The 19846-nt window shown below is 61.5% G+C and carries 18 protein-coding genes; 5 read left to right on the top strand and 13 right to left on the bottom strand.

Features of this window, described 5'->3' with window-relative positions; translation table 11 throughout:
* The first annotated feature begins 12 nt into the window (after positions 1-12).
* Positions 13-1131: an alanine dehydrogenase gene (gene ald, locus J7U39_RS10500; protein WP_210628173.1), complete on the top strand. Its 1119-nt coding sequence runs from the start codon at positions 13-15 to the stop codon at positions 1129-1131.
* 16 nt (positions 1132-1147) lie between these two features.
* Here ald and J7U39_RS10495 read toward each other — a convergent pair whose 3' ends face one another.
* The 5 genes from J7U39_RS10495 to J7U39_RS10475 form a co-directional block, all read right to left on the bottom strand.
* The gene (locus J7U39_RS10495) at positions 1148-1657 is read right to left on the bottom strand and encodes a DUF1203 domain-containing protein (RefSeq protein ID WP_210628172.1); all 510 of its coding nucleotides are present in this window, start codon (positions 1655-1657) and stop codon (positions 1148-1150) included.
* A gap of 101 nt (positions 1658-1758) precedes the next feature.
* Complete coding sequence (locus J7U39_RS10490; protein WP_210628171.1) at positions 1759-2319, bottom strand: GNAT family N-acetyltransferase; 561 nt, start codon at positions 2317-2319, stop codon at positions 1759-1761.
* 6 nt (positions 2320-2325) lie between these two features.
* Entirely contained in the window at positions 2326-3195 is an 870-nt protein-coding gene (gene sseA / locus J7U39_RS10485) for a 3-mercaptopyruvate sulfurtransferase (RefSeq protein WP_210628170.1), read from the bottom strand.
* A 15-nt stretch (positions 3196-3210) separates the two neighbouring features.
* A complete protein-coding gene (locus J7U39_RS10480) occupies positions 3211-3948 on the bottom strand; it encodes an alanyl-tRNA editing protein (protein WP_138396748.1) in 738 nt (245 codons plus the stop codon).
* A 5-nt stretch (positions 3949-3953) separates the two neighbouring features.
* On the bottom strand, positions 3954-4991 hold the full coding sequence (locus J7U39_RS10475) for a cysteine synthase A (protein ID WP_210628169.1): 1038 nt from the start codon (positions 4989-4991) through the stop codon (positions 3954-3956).
* Between the two features lie 238 nt (positions 4992-5229).
* Here J7U39_RS10475 and J7U39_RS10470 point away from each other — a divergent pair, with 238 nt between their 5' ends.
* The gene (locus tag J7U39_RS10470) at positions 5230-5874 is read left to right on the top strand and encodes a ChrR family anti-sigma-E factor (protein ID WP_210628168.1); all 645 of its coding nucleotides are present in this window, start codon (positions 5230-5232) and stop codon (positions 5872-5874) included.
* Positions 5875-5973: 99 nt separating this feature from the next.
* Positions 5974-6810, top strand: a complete 837-nt coding sequence (locus tag J7U39_RS10465; RefSeq protein ID WP_210628167.1) for an SDR family NAD(P)-dependent oxidoreductase — start codon at positions 5974-5976, stop codon at positions 6808-6810.
* Between the two features lie 159 nt (positions 6811-6969).
* Here J7U39_RS10465 and J7U39_RS10460 read toward each other — a convergent pair whose 3' ends face one another.
* A complete protein-coding gene (locus tag J7U39_RS10460; RefSeq protein WP_210628166.1) occupies positions 6970-7296 on the bottom strand; it encodes a hypothetical protein in 327 nt (108 codons plus the stop codon).
* Positions 7297-7544: 248 nt separating this feature from the next.
* Between J7U39_RS10460 and J7U39_RS10455 the strand changes: the two genes are divergently transcribed.
* Positions 7545-8222, top strand: coding sequence for an HAD-IA family hydrolase (locus J7U39_RS10455; protein ID WP_210628165.1), 678 nt, complete (start codon positions 7545-7547; stop codon positions 8220-8222).
* Between the two features lie 30 nt (positions 8223-8252).
* On the opposite strand, the gene J7U39_RS10450 is transcribed toward J7U39_RS10455, so the two are convergent.
* The 7 genes from J7U39_RS10450 to J7U39_RS10420 form a co-directional block, all read right to left on the bottom strand.
* A complete protein-coding gene (locus J7U39_RS10450) occupies positions 8253-10910 on the bottom strand; it encodes a nitrate reductase (RefSeq protein ID WP_210628164.1) in 2658 nt (885 codons plus the stop codon).
* A complete protein-coding gene (gene nirD, locus J7U39_RS10445; RefSeq protein ID WP_210628163.1) occupies positions 10911-11255 on the bottom strand; it encodes a nitrite reductase small subunit NirD in 345 nt (114 codons plus the stop codon). It abuts the gene before it with no gap.
* A 10-nt stretch (positions 11256-11265) separates the two neighbouring features.
* Entirely contained in the window at positions 11266-13716 is a 2451-nt protein-coding gene (gene nirB / locus J7U39_RS10440; RefSeq protein ID WP_210628162.1) for a nitrite reductase large subunit NirB, read from the bottom strand.
* A 16-nt stretch (positions 13717-13732) separates the two neighbouring features.
* Positions 13733-14974 carry a nitrate/nitrite transporter gene (locus J7U39_RS10435; RefSeq protein ID WP_210628161.1) on the bottom strand — a complete coding sequence of 414 codons (1242 nt, stop codon included), beginning with the start codon at positions 14972-14974 and terminating at the stop codon, positions 13733-13735.
* A gap of 482 nt (positions 14975-15456) precedes the next feature.
* Positions 15457-16737 carry a CmpA/NrtA family ABC transporter substrate-binding protein gene (locus J7U39_RS10430; RefSeq protein WP_210628160.1) on the bottom strand — a complete coding sequence of 427 codons (1281 nt, stop codon included), beginning with the start codon at positions 16735-16737 and terminating at the stop codon, positions 15457-15459.
* Between the two features lie 34 nt (positions 16738-16771).
* Positions 16772-17359 (bottom strand): ANTAR domain-containing response regulator, encoded by a 588-nt coding sequence (locus J7U39_RS10425; protein WP_011425077.1) that lies wholly within the window; start codon positions 17357-17359, stop codon positions 16772-16774.
* Positions 17360-17444: 85 nt separating this feature from the next.
* A complete protein-coding gene (locus J7U39_RS10420) occupies positions 17445-18449 on the bottom strand; it encodes a LacI family DNA-binding transcriptional regulator (protein WP_210628159.1) in 1005 nt (334 codons plus the stop codon).
* A gap of 223 nt (positions 18450-18672) precedes the next feature.
* On the opposite strand from J7U39_RS10420, the gene J7U39_RS10415 reads away from it, so the two are divergent.
* Entirely contained in the window at positions 18673-19812 is a 1140-nt protein-coding gene (locus J7U39_RS10415) for a sugar ABC transporter substrate-binding protein (RefSeq protein WP_210628158.1), read from the top strand.
* Positions 19813-19846 lie beyond the last annotated feature (34 nt).

Here is a 19846-nt window from a genome sequence, read left to right as displayed (position 1 = left end):
GAGGAACGCGAAATGCGTGTCGGTTGCCCGAAGGAAATCAAGAATCATGAATATCGCGTCGGCCTGACGCCTGCTTCGGTGCGCGAATATGTGGCTCATGGCCACGAGGTCTGGGTGGAAACCAAGGCGGGTGCCGGCATCGGTGCAGATGATGCCGCCTATGCCGCGGCCGGCGCGAAGATTGCCGCCTCCGCCAAGGATATTTTCGAAAAGTGCGACATGATCGTCAAAGTCAAGGAGCCGCAGCCCTCCGAATGGGAGCAGCTTCGCGATGGTCAGCTGCTCTACACCTATCTGCATCTGGCGCCCGATCCCGATCAGACCAAAGGTCTTCTCGCCTCCGGCGTCACCGCCATCGCCTATGAGACGGTGACCGACGAGCGCGGCGGCCTGCCGCTGCTGGCGCCGATGTCCGAAGTCGCCGGGCGCCTGTCTATCCAGGCGGGAGCGACAGCCTTGCAGAAGGCCAATGGCGGTCTCGGTGTCCTGCTCGGCGGCGTGCCCGGCGTGCTGCCGGCCAAGGTCGCAGTCATCGGCGGCGGCGTAGTCGGCCTGCATGCCGCCAGAATGGCCGCCGGACTCGGCGCCGATGTCAGCATCCTCGATAAATCCCTGCCGCGCCTGCGTCAGCTCGATGACATTTTCGCCGGCCGTGTCCACACCCGTTATTCCAGCATTCAGGCGCTCGAGGAGGAGGTCTTCTCGGCCGATCTCATCATCGGCGCTGTGCTGATCCCGGGTGCTGCCGCTCCGAAGCTCGTTACCCGTGAGATGCTGTCCGGCATGAAGAAGGGCGCCGTCATTGTCGACGTCGCCATCGACCAGGGCGGCTGCTTCGAAACCTCGCATGCGACGACGCATTCCGATCCGACTTATGAGGTCGAGGGCGTGGTGCATTATTGCGTCGCCAACATGCCCGGCGCAGTACCGGTCACGTCGGCGCATGCGCTGAACAACGCCACGCTGGTCCACGGGCTTGCGCTTGCCGACCGCGGCCTGCGCGCCATCACCGAAGATAAGCACCTGAGGAACGGCCTCAACGTGCACAAGGGCCGCATCACCAACAAGCCGGTCGCCGAGGCGCTCGGTTACGAAGCCTTCGCGCCGGAAAGCGTGCTCAACGTCGCGTAAGCTGTCTGGCCCAAGGTCACGTAAAGGCGCCGGTCTCTATCAGGGCCGGCGCCTTTACCTTGTCGATCCGACACTGGAAGCAATTGTTTCGTGCCGAACGCACATGGACATAGGCGATGTCGGCTCGTGCCAGCAGTGTCTCGGCATAGGCCGGAATTTGGTCGAAATCGGTCACCGCGCCGGTGCCGTAGACGATGCGATCATTCGTACTGTAGCCGCGGACGATGAAATTGGGGCTCATCGTCAGCATCGGCGGTTGGACCTCCTCGGCGGCGTAGCGTCGGCAGACTTGTTTATGCAGGAAGACCGGCCCGGTTTCGGCATAGGGCTGCAGCGCCGGAAAGGGCCGGTAGGCGAAAACCAGCAGTTCCTCGCCTTCTTCGATATTCTGCAGGCAATGGCGGCAGGGGTTGCCGTCACCGTCTGATATCATCGTCTCGGGCAGGTTGTCATAGGCATCACGGCCACCGTTCCAGAGGGCATCGGCATCGGCGGTCGGCATAGCGGCAAAACGAATGACGGTCATGACAAATCTCCTTTGTGATTGCCATGAAATTGCACCTGGACGAGCGTGCAAACCACCCGTTTCTTGCACGCAGACAGCCCTTGGACGAGCAAATCAAACCTTCAGCTTTTCCGCGCAAGCTCCAGCAGTTCCTTGTCACTCAGCGGCCGCACAATGCCGGTGCCTGTGGACACAGGGGAGAAGCCGTACATCTGATAGAGCTGCAGTGCGCGCGGATGGTCGAGATTATTGGTGGTCGTGGTGACGCGCTTCGGATCGAGCGCCCAGATCGCATAGAGCGCCTGCAGCAGAAACCATTTGCCGATGCCAAGCCCGAGCGCATGTTCGATCAGGCCGAAATGGCTAAGTTCGATCGTCTCCTCGTCCTCGCAGAAATACTCGTAGAATCCAGCCGGCGCGCCATTCACGTAGAGGACGCTGATATTGTTGCGCTTGTCGTTCAGCGTTTCGGTGAGTTGCTCGTCGCTCATGCGCAGCCGGTCCACCCATTGCCAGCGCGCCCCCACCTGTCGGTAGAGATAGCGGTAGAAGGGCAGTGGTATGCCTGGCGCACGCATGATCGCCGTCTGGATATTGACGGGCACCGGCATGCTGGCCTTCGGCGCCGCTGTCATTTCAAGACGGGTGATATGAGCTTTGAGCGAAGCGGGCGTCTTTCCCATGGCGGTTCAGGCTTTGACCGGCGTCGGTGGACCGGTGACAACAGGGGTATCGTCACGGCTGCCCCATTCGCTCCATGAACCATCATAAAGCTTGTTGTCGTGATGGCCGAGGGATTCCAGCGCCAGCGTGATGATCGCGGCCGTTATTCCCGAGCCGCAGGAGGTGACGACCGGCTTAGAGAGATCAATCCCGGCCTTTTCGATCGTCTGCCTGAGTTCGGCTAGCGACTTGAACCGACCCTGGTTGGCGAAGACACCGGAGGGCAGGCTTCGGGCGCCGGGCATATGGCCGGAGCGCATGCCGGCACGCGGCTCGGGTTCGGTAGCGGCGAAGCGGCCGGCGCTACGGGCGTCGGCGATCTGCATCGCACCGCTCGAGACGATGTCACGCATGGTATCCAGCGTCACGACGCGGCTCTCGTCGAAGTCAGGCGTAAACGTCGTCGGGGCATAGCTGGGGGCCGCTGTTTCGAGCGGACGGCCCTCGGCCTTCCAGCCGTCGAGACCGCCGTCGAGGACGAAGACGTTCTTGGTGCCCATCACCCGGAACAGCCACCAGACGCGGGGCGAGGCAAACACGCCGATACCGTCATAGACGACGATGCGATGATTCTCGCTGATGCCGAGCTTGCCGACTTCGGCGGCGAAGTAATCGGGCGAGGGGATGGTGTGGGGCAAAGACGTCGAGTGGTCGGCGATCTTGTCCTGATCGAAGCGGATGGCCCCGGGAATATGGCCGGCCGCATATTCGGCATCGGCGTCGCGCTTCTGCGCCGGCAGGTAGAAGGAGGCGTCCAGCACGCGCAGATCCGGCTTGCCGAGCTCGGCCTGCAGCCAGTCGGCCGAGACGACGAAACGGCTCTTGCTCTCAGTCATTATGGTCTCCCCTTGTCAGGCTTCTTCGCCGGGCGTGCCGAATCGGATTCGGAAGCGCCGGTTCTCCTTGCCCTTCTTTTCGATCTTGGCGATATGGATCTGACCGACTTCCTGCGTCTCCGAGACATGTGTGCCGCCGCAGGGCTGGCTGTCAATCGAGGAGTTCTCGCCGATACAGACGAGACTGACCCGGCCGAGCCCCATCGGCGGGCGCACGTTCTTTGATTTGACGATGTCTGGGTTGGCCGCAAGCTCGTCGTCGGTAATCCATTGCAAGTAGACCGGATGGTTCTGGCCGACGAGTTCCATCAGCTTGGCCGTGACCTCGTCCTTGTCGATCGTCTCGCTCATGTCGAAGTCGACGCGGCTTTCTTCCTCGCCGACCGCGGCCCCGGTGATCGGATAGGAGCAGATGACCGACAGCAGGTGGCAGGCCGTGTGCATGCGCATCAGCCGGTAGCGGCGCGGCCAGTCGACATGCAGCACCAGCGTCTCGCCAACCTCCGGCCGCGGCTCGTTCTCGAGCGGCACGTGGATGATGACGTCCTTGCCGGCGCCGTGTTTCGTCTGGCCGAGTGCGATCTTGGTGCCGTCGGCGCGTTCAAGCTGGCCAGTGTCACCGGGCTGGCCACCCGAAGTGGCATAAAAGCAGGTCTGGTTGAGCTCGATGCCCCCGTCGTCGTGAACGGCGGTGACGACCGCCTCGCATGTCGAGAGATAGAAGTCGTCACGATAGAGGGCATTGACGGGCATCGGTCTCACACGGGTTCGTAGGGAACGTGTATGTCGGAAGACCGAGCCATCCAGCCCGGAACGGGCAGTCCTTTCGACCTCAGGAAATCCGGATTGAAAAGCTTCGACTGGTAGCGGTTGCCGTAGTCGCAGAGGATTGTCACCACCGTGTGACCGGGGCCGAGGTCCCGGGCGAGATTGACGGCGCCGGCAACATTGATCGCCGTCGAGCCGCCGAGGCACAGGCCCTCGTTTTCGACGAGATCGAAAAGATAGGGAAGTGCTTCGGCATCGGAGACCCGATAGGAAAAGTCCGGCATGAAGCCCTCGAGATTGGCGGTGATGCGGCCCTGGCCGATGCCCTCGGTGATCGATGAACCTTCGGATTTCAGCGTGCCGTTCTTGTAGAATTCGTAGAGAGCGGCGCCATCGGGATCGGCGATGCCGATCTTGACGTCGGCCTTGAAGGCCTTGAGGCCGGCAGCGACACCTGCCAGCGTGCCGCCGGAACCGACGGAGCAGATAAAGCCGTCGATTTTGCCGTCGGTATCCTTCCAGATTTCCGGCGCGGTCGTTTCGACATGCGCCTGCCGGTTGGCGACGTTGTCGAACTGGTTCGCCCAGATCGCGCCGTTCGGTTCGCTCTTTGCCATTTGCTCGGCAAGGCGCCCGGACACTCTCACGTAGTTGTTCGGGTTCTTGTAGGGAACGGCCGGCACTTCGACGAGTTCGGCGCCGAGCAGCTTCAGCGCGTCCTTCTTTTCCTGGCTCTGCGTTTCCGGGATGACGATGACGGTGCGGTAGCCGAGCGCCTTGGCGACCAGCGTCAGCCCGATGCCGGTATTGCCGGCCGTGCCTTCGACGATGACGCCGCCGGGCCGAAGCAGCCCCTTCCGCTCCGCATCGCGGATAATGTAGAGCGCGGCACGGTCCTTCACCGACTGGCCGGGGTTCAGGAACTCCGCCTTGCCGAGAATGGTGCAGCCGGTTGCCGCGGAGGCACCCTTGAGTTTGATCAGCGGCGTGCTGCCGATGGCTTCGAGGACGGAGGGATGGAAGGTCATGGAATCTGCCTCTTTCGAACTCTTACTTTAGGAACGGTCTTTTCCCTTCACAAGGCTGTGTTGGCAAGAAATGCTATTCCATGCCCCTGACGGCCACGATAAAATTTAGCTTTCTTGCCCGAAATGGCCCGCGAGCGCGATCCCACCGTGTCGCGGTGATCCGAAGATTGACTTCCCCCGTACGGATGAGGACAAAGCGACAACGGAACACGGGCAGCGGGGCGTGGCCGAAAACCGAATGGATTACAAGCAGATCGACACGATCGACGCATTGATGGCGCATTATGTCGCCGGCTCCTTGCCCGAGCCGGCACGCGTGCTCGTACACTCCCACCTGGAAATGAAACCTGACAATCGCAACTTGGTGAAGGCACTCGAGCTGCTGGCCGGAGAGGCGCTGGAAAACACGACGGAAGCCGCCATTGCCGACCGCAAGCAGCGCCTTGCGGCAATCTTCTCCACCGCTTCTTCCGATTCTGAGCCAGAGGCAGCCAGGAGACCGGCAACTGCGCTGTTTCCCCGTGGGCTGCGCGACCTTGTCGGCTTCGAAGTCGAGGAGGTCGCCTGGCGCAGGCGGCTGCCCGGATTTAAAGAATACTCGCTCAACATGGACGGCTGCGAGGTCCGTCTGATGTGGATTCGCCCTGGACGCGCCTTTCCGGCGCACACGCATAAAGGCGTGGAACTGATCCTCGTTCTCGACGGGGCTTTCAACGATGAGCGCGGCCATTTCGGCCCCGGCGACATCTCGATTGCCGATGAAACTGTCGATCACCGGCCGGTTGCCGAAAGGGACAGGCCTTGCATTGCCTTGGCTGTTTCGGATGGACCGATCCGGCTGACCGGGTCCTTTCGTCAGATGATCGGCGACCTGATCGGCTGAAAGCAGCCACAATGGTGTGATAAAGCCGTAAATCCGGGAGGCGCAAAGAACTTCCGGGCCTGTTTTCGTGCTGGTCAGGCAGAGCCGGAGGAGCATGTCATGCGTGATTTCATCGCCCGTCCCGAACATGGAATCGTCTGGATCTCGGGCGCGAGCTCGGGTATCGGCCGGGCGCTTGCGCTGAAGCTTGCCGGCGAAGGATACAAGGTCGCGGTCACCGCCAGAAGCCACGAAAAGCTGGTCGAGCTGCAGGCCGAAGCCAGCGGCCTTTCCGGCAACATTATCGTCCTCGACGGTGATGTCACCGATGCTGAGGACATGGAACATGTCCTGGCCTCCATCGAATATGAGCATGGCAGGCTGGCCATGGCCATCCTCAATGCCGGTATCCATCTGCCTGTTCACGCCGAGGACCTGAACCGCGCCGATTTCGAAATGAGCTTTGCGGTCAATCTTTCCGGCGTCGTCAACTGTCTGTTGCCGACGATCCGCCATATGAAAGCGAAAGGGCAGGGACAGATCGCCATCGTCTCTTCCGCCACAGGCTATGGGGGCCTGCCGACGGGGGCTGCCTATGGCGCCACCAAGGCGGCGTTGATCAACATGGCCGAAAGCCTGAAATTCGATCTCGACAAGATGGGCATCCGCATCCAGCTCATCAGCCCTGGCTTCGTTGACACGCCGTCGGTGGGGAAGAGCGCATTTCCCATGTCAGCGGCGCTGGTGTCGCCCGAGGAGGCTGCCCGCCAGATTGCTGCCGGGCTGAAATCGGAGGCTTTCGAGATCGCTTTCCCCAGGCGCTTCACGACGATGCTGAAGCTGGCGCGTCTGCTGCCTTATGGCGCTTATTTCCCGCTGATGAACCATCTGACTGGCTGGCGGCAGCGGCCACCGCTCGATGATCACCATCCGGTGATGCCGCACCCTGCGGAATGATCAATGGCGCAATAAGACGTGTGGTCGGAACGCGCGGATCAAAAGGTCTGATGCGGAAGAAGTCTTTATCCGCCGCGACATGAAAAGGCCGGCATAAACCGGCCTTTTCCGATGTGGTGCGCTTTTGCGCGACATGTTTCAAAACGGGCGATTGCCTGCTCAGTTGTCGTATTCGCGGCAAGCTTCGCTGATTGATGCGCCGCTCTCACCGCCGCGCGTATCGACACCGGTCCGCTGCTGCGGCATGCCGGCGCATTCCATCGCCTGCGGCGGTTGGATGCTCTGGGTCGTGGTCGGATCGACGGGCGCGACCTGGACAGGGTGCATGCCATTGTCGCTGTTGGTGTAATCGGACGAATAGTTACCCGAACCCGGATCGGTCGAGCCGCCATTTGTCGGTCCGATGGGATCCGGATTCGACTGAGCAAAGGCTGACGATGCCATGCCGATCGCGAGCAGCGAAGCGGCAATAAGGGATTTGGTCATGAGGATATCCTCCTTTGATTTTCATCACGGATGACCTCTGAGTAACCACCTGCAGGAGTCATTGTTCCGATCTTTTTGAAAAACCTGCACGCGGAGTTTGCATCGTGCGCAAACCTTAACGGCCCAAGTTGCTGGAAAGGCTCCAAACCACGCAGCGTCGCTGTCCTGCGCAGGCTTGCAAAACGCAGCGATTTGCCGTTTCATCGGCACCACCACCGTCCGACACTCCTCCTTATCGAGCTACGCCCTTGTACCCGCCGATGCCCCATGGCTTCGAAAAGCCTTATGCCGCCTTCCTCTTCGACATGGACGGCACCATCCTCAATTCGATCCTCGCGGCCGAGCGTGTTTGGAGCGACTGGGCAAGAGGCCATGGGCTCGATGTCGGCGCCTTCTTGCCGAAGATGCATGGATCGCGTGGCATTGACACAATCACCCGGCTTAACCTGCCGGGCGTCGATCCCGAACACGAGGCAAGGCTGGTGACCGAGGCTGAAATTGCCGATGTCGGCGATGTCGTTGCCATTTCCGGTGCCGCGGCGTTCCTCAGTTCGCTGCCGCTGGATCGCTGGGCGATCGTCACCTCTTCGCCCTCGCGTCTTGCCCACCGCCGGATGGAAGCGGCTGGCCTGCCTCTGCCGAAATTCATGGTGACGGCGGAGGATGTGACGGTCGGAAAGCCCGATCCGCAATGTTATATTCTCGGCGCCGAACGCCTCGGCGTCAGCACGCGGGATTGTCTGGTGTTTGAGGATGTTGCAGCTGGCATCAAGGCCGCCGAGGCGGCGGGCGCTGATGTCATGGTCGTTACGGCAACCCATCACCATAAGATGGAGACGCCGCATCCGACCATCTCTTCCTATGACGAGATCGCCGTCCGCATCTCAGCCGACCGTCAAATGCTTGTCGTTCCGAGCGCAACCTGACATCCGACGTCAGCATCCGCGGTTGCGCATTCACTCCGCCGCTGCGGCAAGACAGCGATCGATGATCCTGCCGATTTCGCTGCGGCAGGAGCCGCAATTGGTTCCGGCGCTCGTTTCCTTGCCCACCGCTTCGACGCTATGGCATCCGCCGCGCACCGCGGCAGCGATCTGGTTGACCCCGATACTGAAGCAGGAGCAGACGGTGGCACCGGGATCCGGTCGACCGGCCCCGGGGCGGCCTGCGACCAGCGCAAAGCGTTTCCTGAGGTCGCCATGCACGACGGAGAGTTGCGAGATTGCCCAGTTGCGTGCGACGGCAACCGGTTCGCGAGCGAGAAACAGAGCGGCAAGCAGGATCTCGCCATCGAAGAAGGCGAGCCTCAGGTCGCCGGATTGCCGATCGGCGTAACCCAGGGGTTCGATCTCGGCCGGAATGGCGAAGACCTTCCGGCACCAAGCCGTCCAGTCTTCGACAGCCTCGGTGAAGGCAAGCTCCAGCCGCCAGCCGCCGGCAGCCTTTGCCACCGCCCAATAGGCCGCGGCGGGTGTGTCCGGTTTGATGGCCGAGACCGCGAAACCGTAATGGGTGGCGCGGAAGGGCCGAACGGCAACGGCAACATTCTTCGACGCCGGTTGGCCGGAAAGAGGGTCGGTGATCGGCGCGACCACGGCGTCGATCCGCGCTTTTGCCGCGAACTGGTCGTTCCAGTGCATCGGTGCGAAAACGCCGCCGCGCGCTTGGCGGTCGGCCACCAGCGCCCGCACGATTGCTGTGCCCTGGGGGCTCTCGATTTCGACGAGGCCGGCGCTTGATATGCCGTTCTCGATCGCATCGCGCGGATGGATCTCGGCAAAGGGTTCGGCGATATGGGCGGAAAGCCGCGCGCTCTTTCCGGTTCGTGTCATCGTGTGCCACTGGTCGCGGATGCGGCCGGTGTTCAGGGTGAAGGGAAAATCGGCATTGGTACGATCGGTTGCCGGTGGTTTGACCGCAACGAAGCGCGCCTTGCCATCGGGATGGAAGAAGCCGCCCCCGGCGAAGAAGCGGGTGACGGCGGGAGCCGTCCCTGCCGGCTGCGGCCATTGAAAGGGCGACAGTTCGTCGAAGGCGCCACCGCTGATGTCGGCGTGGACGCCGATATCGAAGTCGCGGCTGCCGTTGTTTTCGAAGGCGGAAAGCGCGGCATGTTCCCCAAAGATTGCCGCCGGCGCGTCAAAGTTGAAGGCGGCGCCGAATCCCATGCGGCGTCCGACCTCCGCAAGCTGCCACCAGTCGGCCCTGGCGTCGCCCGGGACGTCGAGAAACGGCCGCTGCCTGGAAATGCGGCGTTCGGAATTGGTGACGGTACCATTCTTCTCGCCCCAGCCGAGCGAGGGCAAAAGCACATGGGCGTGGCGGGTCGTATCCGTCTCTTTCAGGATGTCCGACACGACGACGAAGGGACAGGCGGCGATCGCGCTTTCGACGCTGTCGGCATCCGGCATCGACACAACAGGATTGGTGGCCATCACCCAGAGCGCCTTGATGCGCCCGTCCGCCACTGCGCGGAACATGTCGACCGCTTTCAAACCGGGCTTTGCGGCAATGACGGGCGAATTCCAGAAGCGTCGCACGCGGTCCCGGTCATCCGCATTCTCGATCGCCATATGGGCCGCAAGCATATTGGCAAGGCCGCCGACCTCACGCCCGCCCATGGCGTTGGGCTGGCCGGTCAGCGAGAACGGCCCCATGCCGGGACGGCCGATGCGGCCGGTCGCGAGGTGGCAGTTGAGGATGGCATTGACCTTGTCGGTGCCGGAGGAGGATTGGTTGACGCCCTGGCTGTAGCAGGTGACAACCTTCTCAGTCGTCTCGAACAGGCGGAAGAACTCCCGGATCTGCATGGCCGGCAGGCCGGTCCGTTCCAGGAGCTCGTTGATATCAAGCGCGGCCGCTGCCGCAAAGGCGTCGCCGAAGCCTTCCGTATGGGCGGCGATATAGTTCTGGTCGATCGCCGGGCTCGTGGCGAGATGCGCAAGCAGTCCCGTGAACAGCGCGACGTCGCCGTCCGGGCGGATTGCGAGATGCAGGTCGGCGATATCACATGTCATCGTCCGGCGCGGGTCGATGACAACGATGCGCATGTTGGGCCGCACCACCCTTGCGGCAGCGAGCCGCTGGTAGATGACAGGGTGGCACCAGGCGAGGTTGGAGCCGGTCAGGACCACCAGGTCGGCAAGCTCGATATCCTCATAGGTTCCGGGCACCGTATCGGCGCCGAAAGCACGACGATGGCCCGCGACGGACGAGGACATGCAGAGCCTGGAATTGGTGTCGATATTAGCTGAGCCGATGAAGCCCTTCATCAGCTTGTTGGCGATGTAATAATCTTCGGTCAGCAGTTGCCCCGAGACGTAGAAGGCAACCGAATCCGGCCCGTGTTCGGCGACGGTTTCGGAAAAGCGCCGGGCGACGAGATCGAGCGCCTCCTCCCAGCCGCTGCGTTCGCCCGAGATTTCGGGATAGAGAAGCCGGCCGTCGAGATCGATGGTTTCGGCAAGAGCCGAACCCTTTGAGCAGAGCCGGCCGAAATTCGACGGATGCTCGGGATCGCCCTTGACGCTGACCGCGCCAGCCTCGTCGACCGTGGCGACGACGCCGCAGCCGACGCCACAATAGGGACACGTGGTCTTGACCTCTGTCGTCATCTATTCCGCCGCCATCATCAGGCTTTCGAGCGCGATGAAGAGAGCGCCGTCCTCGTTACGGATCGGGATGATCCGCACCGCGCCCTCGTCGGCGCCGAGCGCCTTGCCGGTTTCGAGAGAGATCACCCAGTTGTGCAGAGGGCAGGTGACGGCTTTGGCGTGCACGATCCCTTGCGAGAGCGGACCGCCCTTGTGCGGGCAGTGGTCCTCGATGGCGAAAACCTCATTTTCGGCCGTGCGGAAGACGGCGATCTTGCCCTGCGGTGTCTTCACGCAGCGTGCACCACGCAAGGGGATATCGGAGATGTCACCGATCGGATGCCAGTTTTCATTGGGCCAGGTCATATCAATCTCCTTATTCAGCTGCCTGCGGGTAGCCGATCGTCGCCATCGGCTTGAACTCGTGCTTGTCCTTGCCGGAGACACGCTCCGACCACGGATCGACCTGGGCGAATTTCTGGGAGAAGACGAAGCGGTCGTAATAGGCTTTGCGCTTTTCGGCATCGCCCATGATCTGCCGGCGGATTTCCTCCAGGCCGATACGCTTGGCCCACTTGTAGATGCGCTCGAGGTACCGGGCCTGTTCGCGATACATCTGCGTCAGGGCCACGATATGCTCCAGCGCCTCGTCTTCGGTCTTCACCAGCCCGAGCACCTCGGTGCCCTTGATGTCGAGACCGGCCGCACCGGCGAAGTGGATCTCGAAACCGGAATCCACACAGATCACGCCGATATCCTTGCAGGTTGCTTCCGCGCAGTTGCGCGGGCAGCCGGACACCGCCATTTTCAGCTTGGCCGGCGTCCAGGAGCCCCACATGAACTTCTCGATGCGGATGCCGAGCCCGGTCGAATCCTGGGTGCCGAAACGGCACCAGTCCGATCCCACACAGGTCTTCACGGTACGCAGACCCTTGGCATAGGCCTGGCCCGAGACGAAGCCGGCCTTGCCGAGATCGGCCCAGACGGCGGGTAGATCTTCCTTCTCGATGCCGAGCAGGTCGATGCGCTGGCCGCCCGTCACCTTCACCATCGGGATCTCGAACTTGTCGACGACATCGGCGATAGCGCGCAGCTCGTTCGAATTGGTGACGCCGCCCCACATGCGCGGAACGACGGAATAGGTGCCGTCCTTCTGGATATTGGCGTGGACGCGCTCGTTGATGAAACGCGACTGATAGTCGTCGGCATATTCATCCGGCCAGTCGCAGACGAGGTAATAGTTGAGCGCCGGCCGACATTTGGCGCAGCCGCATGAAGTTTTCCATTCCAGCTCCTGCATGACGGCAGGGATGCTCTTCAGGCCCTTGGCCTTGATCAGCCGGCGAACGTCGTCATGGCCAAGCTCGGTGCAGGTGCACATCGGCTGCACGGCAGCCGGATTGTAGCTGTCGCCGAGCGTCAGCGCCATCAGTTGCTCGACGAGGCCGGTGCAGGAGCCGCACGAGGCGGATGCCTTCGTATGGGCGCGCACATCGTCGAGCGACGTCAGCCCCTTCGACTTGATCGTCGAGGTGATCTTGCCCTTGCATACGCCGTTGCAGCCACAGATTTCCGCGTCATCCGGCAAGGCTGCAACGGCCGCCATAGGGTCCAGCGGCGACCCTCCCTGATAGGCCTGACCGAAGATCAGCGTTTCGCGCATCTCCGAAATGTCGGTCGCCTTCTTCTTCAGGTCGTTGAACCACGCGCCGTCGGCGGTTTCGCCATAGAGCACGGTGCCGATGATCTTGTTGTCCTTCAGGACCAGGCGCTTGTAGACGCCGGCGCTGGCATCGCGCAGCACGATCTCCTCGCGATCGTCGCCGTCGGCGAAATCGCCGAGCGAATAGAGTTCGATGCCGGTGACCTTCAGCTTGGTCGGCGTGTCCGCGTGAACGAAGGCGGGGGACCGATCGCCCGAGAGATGGGCGGCGGCGATACGGGCCATTTCATAGAGCGGCGCGACGAGGCCGTAGACCATGCCGCCCACCTCGGCGCATTCGCCGAGCGCCAGGATATCGCCGTCAGAGGTCTGCATGCCGGCATCGACGACGATGCCGCGGTTGACCGCAAGACCGGCGTCCTTCGCCAGACCGACATTCGGCCGGATGCCGACGGCCATGACGACGAGGGTTGCCGGGATGATGCGGCCGTCATCGAGCTCGATGCCTTCGACCCTGCCGTTGCCGATGATTGCCTTGGTGTTAGCCTTGCAGATCACCTTGATGCCGCGTTCCTCGACCGCCTTCTGCAGGAGATAGCCGGCGGCAGGATCGAGCTGGCGCTCCATCAGCGTCGGCATGACGTGCAGGACGGTGACGTCCATGCCGCGCTGGGCAAGGCCGGCCGCCGCTTCCAGACCGAGCAGGCCGCCGCCGATGACGACGGCCTTTTCGCGCGACTGGGCGGCAAGCAGCATGGCCTGCACGTCGTCGAGATCGCGATAGGTGATGACGCCCGGCAGATCCTTGCCTGGAACCGGGATGATGAAGGGCACCGAACCGGTTGCGATCACCAGCTTGTCGTAGCTTTCGGTGACGCCGTGGTCTGACGTTACGGTCTTGGCTTCGCGATCGATGTTGACGATCTTGTGGCCCTTGTAGAGCATGATGCCGTGCTTGATATACCAGCCGTCACCGTGAATGATGATCTGCTCGTAGTCCTTTTCCCCGGAGAGAACCGGCGACAGCATGATGCGGTCGTAATTGACGCGCGGCTCGGCATTGAAGATCGTCACTTCATAGCGTCCGGGCGCCTGTTCGAAGAGGTGCTCCAGCATGCGCCCGGGCGCCATGCCATTGCCGATGATAACGAGTTTTTCAGTCATATCTACAGTCCTTAGATCAGGTTGCAGCCACGGGCGCGGAGTGCCCCTCGCGCGACAATTGCTTGACGGACAGGTGCATCCAGATGAGCGAGATCGCGACGATCGCGAAAAGCAGCAGGAAACAGCTGGACCAAAGGCCGGTCATATCCTTGAGGAGGCCAAAGGCGATCGGCAGGATGAAGCCGCCGAGCCCGCCCATCATGCCGACGATGCCGCCGACGGCGCCGACGCTGTCGGGGTAGTAGGCCGGAATGTGCTTGTAGACGGCGGCCTTGCCGAGGCTCATGAAGAAGCCGAGCGCGAAGATGACGACGATGAAGATGACCGGAGTGATCGCTGTGGCCGGCAGCGAAAGGATGAGGGTGGCCACAGCCGACACGGCAAACATCGCGTACATGACGCTGCGCGCGCCCTTCTTGTCCGACAGCACGCCGCCGAAGGCGCGGAAGATGCTGCCCGGGATGGAGTAGGCGGCCGCGATCATGCCGGCCGTTTCCAGGTTGAAGCCGTAGACGCCGACGAGATAGCGCGGCAGCCACAAGGAAAGGGCGACGAAGCCGCCGAAGGCGAAGAAATAATAGAGCGAGAAGCGCCAGACCTGAACGTTCTGCAGCGGCGCGAATTCCTCGGCCAGGCTCTTGGAGGCGACGCCGCGGTTGCGGCGCAGCCGGAAGGCCGGGTCATCTGATGTGGTGAACCAGAAGACGATTGCCATCAGCGCCAGGCCGACGGCCCAGATCTCGGCAACCGCCTGCCAGCCCCATGCGAGCAGAACGAAGGGGGCCGCGAATTTGGTGACGGCCGCGCCGACATTGCCGGCGCCGAAGATGCCGAGCGCCGTCCCCTGCTTCTCCGCCGGGAAGAAAGGCGAGACATAGGCGACGCCGACTGCGAAGGAGCCGCCGGCGAGACCGACACCGAGGCCGGCGATCAGCATCTGCGTGTAGGTGTGGGCGTAGGAAAGCAGGAACGTCGCCAATGCGGCGGCAAGCATCGTCAGCGTGTAAACGAGACGGCCGCCGTAACGCCCTGTCCAGATGCCGAGAACGATGCGGACGATCGAACCTGTGAGCACGGGCGTGCCGATCAGCAGGCCGAACTCGGCCTCGTTCAGCCCGAGTTCCTGTTTGATGCGGATGCCGATGATCGCGAAGATCGTCCACACGGCAAAACAGAGGGTGAAGGCCACAGTGGAGATCCACAGTGCTTTGGCTGGTTCGCCGGCTGACATGGGCTGCACTTTCTCAATGGCAGACATAGCTTCTCCGTGGCCCGACAAGGTCGTGCCGATCCATTGCTGGGGGTTAAAACAAAAAAGCCGCTGGTCAGGACGCGCTTGCACGAGGCGCGCGAATATCCTGATCAGCGGCTTTGCTGGCGGCGTCCGCCGTTGGACGCCCAATCATTGGCCTTCCGGCCTATCTACCTCAAAGCAACCCGAAGACCGGGTTGCCGAAAATTTGATCGACTACCGTTTGCTTTGCATGTCGCAACGTAGCCCGTGTCTTGATGAGCGCCTGCGTGTGCCCTTGCCCCGATCGTCGTTGATCTGTGCAATACAAGCAATGCAAACCGCGTGCCAATTTTCTACGTGTTGCTCAAGTCTTTGAAATAAAAGCTCTTCGAGGGAGATTTTGGCCTTGCCTGTTTTTCGAGCAGCGGCAGAAGTGCAAATCTTTTGTGCGTTGCGATAGGGCGAGCGCCGATCCGTGCTGGCGTTTTGTGCAGGCAGGTCTGGCATCAGCTTTCGTCGTTGCCGGTGAAGAAGGGCAGGGTACTCCTGACGGCAAAGCCCGCGACATAATCCGGCAGCTCTGCGGGATCGAAGATCCGACCATCCATGAAGCGATCGTTCTCTTCGCCGCCTTCGATGCGAATATCGGCGTCAACAGGCGCGTTGTTGTCGCCTAGAGCTGCGCGATAGAGGTCCGGGCGGTAGGCGGAGGTGGCGGCCCGTGCCTTGTTGAGGCTGGTCTCGGCCTGCCCCCAGCGAATCATCTGGCTGTAAATCCAGAGGGCATGGCTCGGCCTCGGATAGTTGGCGAAACCGGAATGGAACTGGAAATAATCGGGGATGACGCGGCGGTTGCTCCTGGCATCGAGGTTGAATTCGCCGGCGAGAACGCTGCGGATGATGTTTACCGGGGCGGCGATGTAACGGGGATCGGCAAGGGCGGCCGCCAACGCGTCGTGATTGTCCGAGCGGTCGCACCAACGCGCTGCAGCGTCGAGCGCCACGATCAATCGGGAAACGGTTTCGGGATGGCTTTCGGCCCAATCCGGCCGCATGCCGATCACCTTTTCAGGAGCCGAGGGCCAAATATCCTGCTTGGCGGCGACGATACGGCCGAGCCCGCGCTCAGAGGCAACCATATTCCACGGGGCGCCTACACAGAACCCGTCGATCGCACCGGCCGCCAACGCGTCGGACGTCATCGGCGGCGGCACGACGACGAGCTTGACGTCCTTGTCGGGATCGATGCCGCCCGCCGCCAGCCAGTAACGGAATTCGTAATTATGGGAAGAGAAGGGATAGGTAACGCCGAAGGTCGGCAGCGGCTCTTCGCGTGCCTTCATTGTCGCCAATGTCTTTGCCAGGGCGCAGGCATTGGCGAGCGCGCCTGCCGTTTCCGGCAAGCGGGCGTCCTCGCGCATCCTCTCGAAGAGCCGGGCCGACAGGGTGATGGCATTGCCGCCGCGCCCCAACGAAAAAGGCGTGATCGTCGGCGACGGGTTGGAACCGAGGCCGAGCATCGAAGCGACCGGCATCGGCGAAAGCATATGGGCGATGTCGAACTGGCGAAACGCCAGGCGGTCGCGAACATTCGCCCAGGAAACGTCCTTGACGAGATCGAGGGTCAGGCCTTCTTTCCGTGCAAAACCGAATTCTGTCGCCGCAATCAGCACTGATGCGTCGACAAGCGGAATGAACCCCGCCCGCAGCACCTTCGCGCCTTCGTTGTTCACACGTGCGGGCAAGGGCAGCCCGCCGGAATTGGCGGTCTTCGTCATCATATCCACTCCGGTGTCCTCCGGAAACTCGCAATATCGGCCATTACATCAAAAGCCCCGCGGCGGTGACGACGCTCTGAGCGATCTCCGACATCTTCTTCTTTTCGTTCATTGCCGTCTGGCGCAGCAGGGCGAAGGCCTCTTCCTCGGAGAGGCCGCGCATTTTCATGAGTATGCCCTTGGCGCGCTCGATGAGCTTGCGTTCTTCAAGCGCCGAGCGGGCATCGGCGAGTTCGCGCCGCAGCCGGCTGAAGGCATTGAAGCGGCTGACGGCCATGTCGAGGATCGGCTTGACTCGCTCCTTCTTCAATCCGTCGACGATATAGGCCGAGACGCCGGCGTCGACGGCGGCCTCGATCGACGCCGTATCGGAGCGATCGACAAACATGGCGATCGGGCGGCTGACCGTGCGCGTCAGCTGGAACAGATGTTCCATCATATCGCGGTTGGGATTTTCGATATCGATGATGATCACGTCAGGCATCAGCGTTTCGATCGTTCGCGCGATGCCGTTGACCTCATGTACCACGGTGACGCGCGCATGCCCTGCCTCGCGCAGTCCTTCCTCGATGATGGAGGCGCGTATGGCATTTTCGTCGATCACCAGAATTGTCAGATCGCGATGCGTCATTGGTACAATTTATGACGCGCTGCAGCAATTTTTGCAAGATGTACGCCCGAAAAATGTGCGCAAGAAAACGCTGCACAAATTATAATCATGTTGCGGTGCTTTCGCGCGGAATTAAGGCGTAGCCAAGATCAATCTGCTGCCCTTTGGATGTGACGGAGGAGGTGAGCGCGGTCAGCACCTTTTCAGCGGCCAGTTTTCCGGTTTCGAAGCGGCGGGTCAGGACCGAGGAGAGGGACGGTGCGGCGCAGGCGGCAAATTCGAGATCATGAAATCCCATGATCGCTATGTCGTCCGGCACCCGAATGCCGCGTTTGCGGCACTCCTGCATGGCGCCGAGCGCCAGATTGTCATCCGTGCAGAAGATCGCCTCCGGAACCTCGCCGCCGGCACACGTGATGGCGAAGAGATTGGAGCCGAGCGCGACGGAGCTGTAGCGCGGCTTCTCGGCGATGATCTGCATATTCGGCAAATCGGCCTGCTGCATCGCCGCTCGGTAGCCGTCGAAGCGCGACTGAGCACGGTGATCGAGATTGCCGGTGAGGAACGCGATCCGGCGTAGGCCGCGTTCGATCAGATGTTGCGTGGCGGTCTGCCCGGCTTGTTCCTGCGACATGCCGATATTGAGATCGATCGGATCCGCCGAAAGCTCGAAGGTCTCGACCACGGGAAGATGCGCTTGTGCCAGAAGCTGCCGCGATAGTGGCGTGTGATGAGTACCAGTGATGATGATCGCCTCTACCCCCTGGCCGAGAAGCGCCTTGATGGCGTTTTCCTCCTCGATCTCGGAATAGCGGCTATTGACGACGATTACCTGGAAGCCCGCGGCGACCAGGACGTCGTGAAGCGCAAACAGATATTCCGCGAAGATGACGTTGTAGAGGGTCGGAACAATGACGCCGATCGCATGCGTGCGCGCGGAGGCGAGGCGGCTTGCGGCTATATTGGGGACATAGCCGAGTTCCTTGATGGCGGCGTCGACGCGCAGCCGCAGGGCTGGCGAGACCGCATGAGGCTTGCGTAATACTCTCGAAACAGTAATCGGGCTGACACCCGCGAGATTGGCAACGTCATCAAGGGTTATCCGCCGCATGGAGTTCCGCCGCTCGTTTGAAAAATCAGATTTCATATTCTCTCATGGCAAACAACATTGCCACAACTATAGTTGATAGCGCTAACAAATGCGATTTGACAGCGCTGTCAGCTATGTTAATTTGAAATGTACCGGAAAAATAGGGATGAATATTTCCGGGCCAAATATGCACATTTAGAAGCATAGAAGAGGCGGCTCAGTTCGCCGGAGGAGGAGAACATTCATGCGTAAGGTGAAGAAAGCAAAACTCGCCCGTATTGCCGCGTTTTCTGCGTCCGCATTTGCCTTGCTCTGTGGCGCGGCCAGCGCGGAGCCAAAGGTCGTATCCGGTCCCGCCGCCGACCCCGGATGCATGGTGCCCTGGGCAGCGGACACACAGTTCCTGCAGTATCCGAAGAAGGACGGCCCCTATCGTATCGCGCTGGCGAACGGCTATATCGCCAATACTTGGCGTATCCAGATGGTGCAGACGGCCAAGGCCTATGCCGCTCAACCGGATGTCGCGGCCAAGCTCAAGGAATTCAAGGTTGTTTCGACCGGCGAGGACGTGCCGGCACAGATCTCCGCGATCAACAACTTCATCGATGCCGGTTATGACGCCATCGTGGTGAACGCTCAAAATCCCACCGCCTTCGGCCCGGTGATCAAGCGCGCCAAACAGGCCGGTGTGATCCTCGTTGCCTTCGACAACATTCTTGACACCAAGGACGCGATCAACGTCAACGTCGATCAGAAGGGGCTCGGCGTCATCTGGGCAGACTGGCTGATCAAGCATCTGCCGAATGGCGGCAAGGTGCTGGAAGTGCGCGGCGTCGCCGGCACTTCGGTGGACACGGATCGTCACAATGGCATCCATGAGACCCTGGACGCCTCCGGCAAGAAATTCACCGTGACCGAAGTGGTCGGAAAATGGGATGACGGCGTTGCTCAGAAGGCGGCGGCCGATGCCATCGCCACCAACGGCCCGTTCGACGGTATCACTGCCCAGGGCGGTGATACCGGCGTCGTGCAGGCGATGATCGATGCCAAACATCCCTTTGTTCCTTTCGGCGGTGAGACGGAAAACGGTTTCCGCAAATTCTGCGCCGCCCATGCCGCCGACGGCTTGAAATGTTCGTCCGCCGGCACGGGACCGGCCCAGGTCGCCGTCGCCATCAAGACCGCGATCGCGGCACTTGAGGGCCAGGTCGTGCCACAGGCGATCAAGCTGCCGACAGCGCTGGTTTCTGACCCGGATTTCAAGGATGGTCAGGATTATTATCCAACTCAATCCGACAACTTCTTCGTCGGCAATTCCTTCCCGACCTGCGGCATCAATTTTACCGCCCAGGAAATCATGGGGCAGACCAAAGAGAACCAATAGCAGCCTTCCTCGGATATGATTGCGGGTGTTCGCA

Origin of the sequence: Rhizobium sp. NLR16a (assembly GCF_017948245.1) — a bacterium.
Taxonomy (GTDB): domain Bacteria; phylum Pseudomonadota; class Alphaproteobacteria; order Rhizobiales; family Rhizobiaceae; genus Rhizobium.
Note: the sequence above shows the minus strand (reverse complement) of the source record. Positions and strands in the feature narration are given on the sequence as shown.

Coding starts and splice junctions, on each gene's coding strand:
- J7U39_RS10415 (WP_210628158.1), top strand. CDS start 18,673: ATGCGTAAGGTGAAGAAAGCAAAACTCGCCCGTATTGCCGCGTTTTCT.
- ald (WP_210628173.1), top strand. CDS start 13: ATGCGTGTCGGTTGCCCGAAGGAAATCAAGAATCATGAATATCGCGTC.
- J7U39_RS10425 (WP_011425077.1), bottom strand. CDS start 17,359: ATGACGCATCGCGATCTGACAATTCTGGTGATCGACGAAAATGCCATA.
- J7U39_RS10450 (WP_210628164.1), bottom strand. CDS start 10,910: ATGACGACAGAGGTCAAGACCACGTGTCCCTATTGTGGCGTCGGCTGC.
- nirD (WP_210628163.1), bottom strand. CDS start 11,255: ATGACCTGGCCCAATGAAAACTGGCATCCGATCGGTGACATCTCCGAT.
- nirB (WP_210628162.1), bottom strand. CDS start 13,716: ATGACTGAAAAACTCGTTATCATCGGCAATGGCATGGCGCCCGGGCGC.
- J7U39_RS10465 (WP_210628167.1), top strand. CDS start 5,974: ATGCGTGATTTCATCGCCCGTCCCGAACATGGAATCGTCTGGATCTCG.
- J7U39_RS10460 (WP_210628166.1), bottom strand. CDS start 7,296: ATGACCAAATCCCTTATTGCCGCTTCGCTGCTCGCGATCGGCATGGCA.
- J7U39_RS10435 (WP_210628161.1), bottom strand. CDS start 14,974: ATGTCTGCCATTGAGAAAGTGCAGCCCATGTCAGCCGGCGAACCAGCC.
- J7U39_RS10490 (WP_210628171.1), bottom strand. CDS start 2,319: ATGGGAAAGACGCCCGCTTCGCTCAAAGCTCATATCACCCGTCTTGAA.
- J7U39_RS10420 (WP_210628159.1), bottom strand. CDS start 18,449: ATGCGGCGGATAACCCTTGATGACGTTGCCAATCTCGCGGGTGTCAGC.
- sseA (WP_210628170.1), bottom strand. CDS start 3,195: ATGACTGAGAGCAAGAGCCGTTTCGTCGTCTCGGCCGACTGGCTGCAG.
- J7U39_RS10495 (WP_210628172.1), bottom strand. CDS start 1,657: ATGACCGTCATTCGTTTTGCCGCTATGCCGACCGCCGATGCCGATGCC.
- J7U39_RS10475 (WP_210628169.1), bottom strand. CDS start 4,991: ATGACCTTCCATCCCTCCGTCCTCGAAGCCATCGGCAGCACGCCGCTG.
- J7U39_RS10480 (WP_138396748.1), bottom strand. CDS start 3,948: ATGCCCGTCAATGCCCTCTATCGTGACGACTTCTATCTCTCGACATGC.
- J7U39_RS10470 (WP_210628168.1), top strand. CDS start 5,230: ATGGATTACAAGCAGATCGACACGATCGACGCATTGATGGCGCATTAT.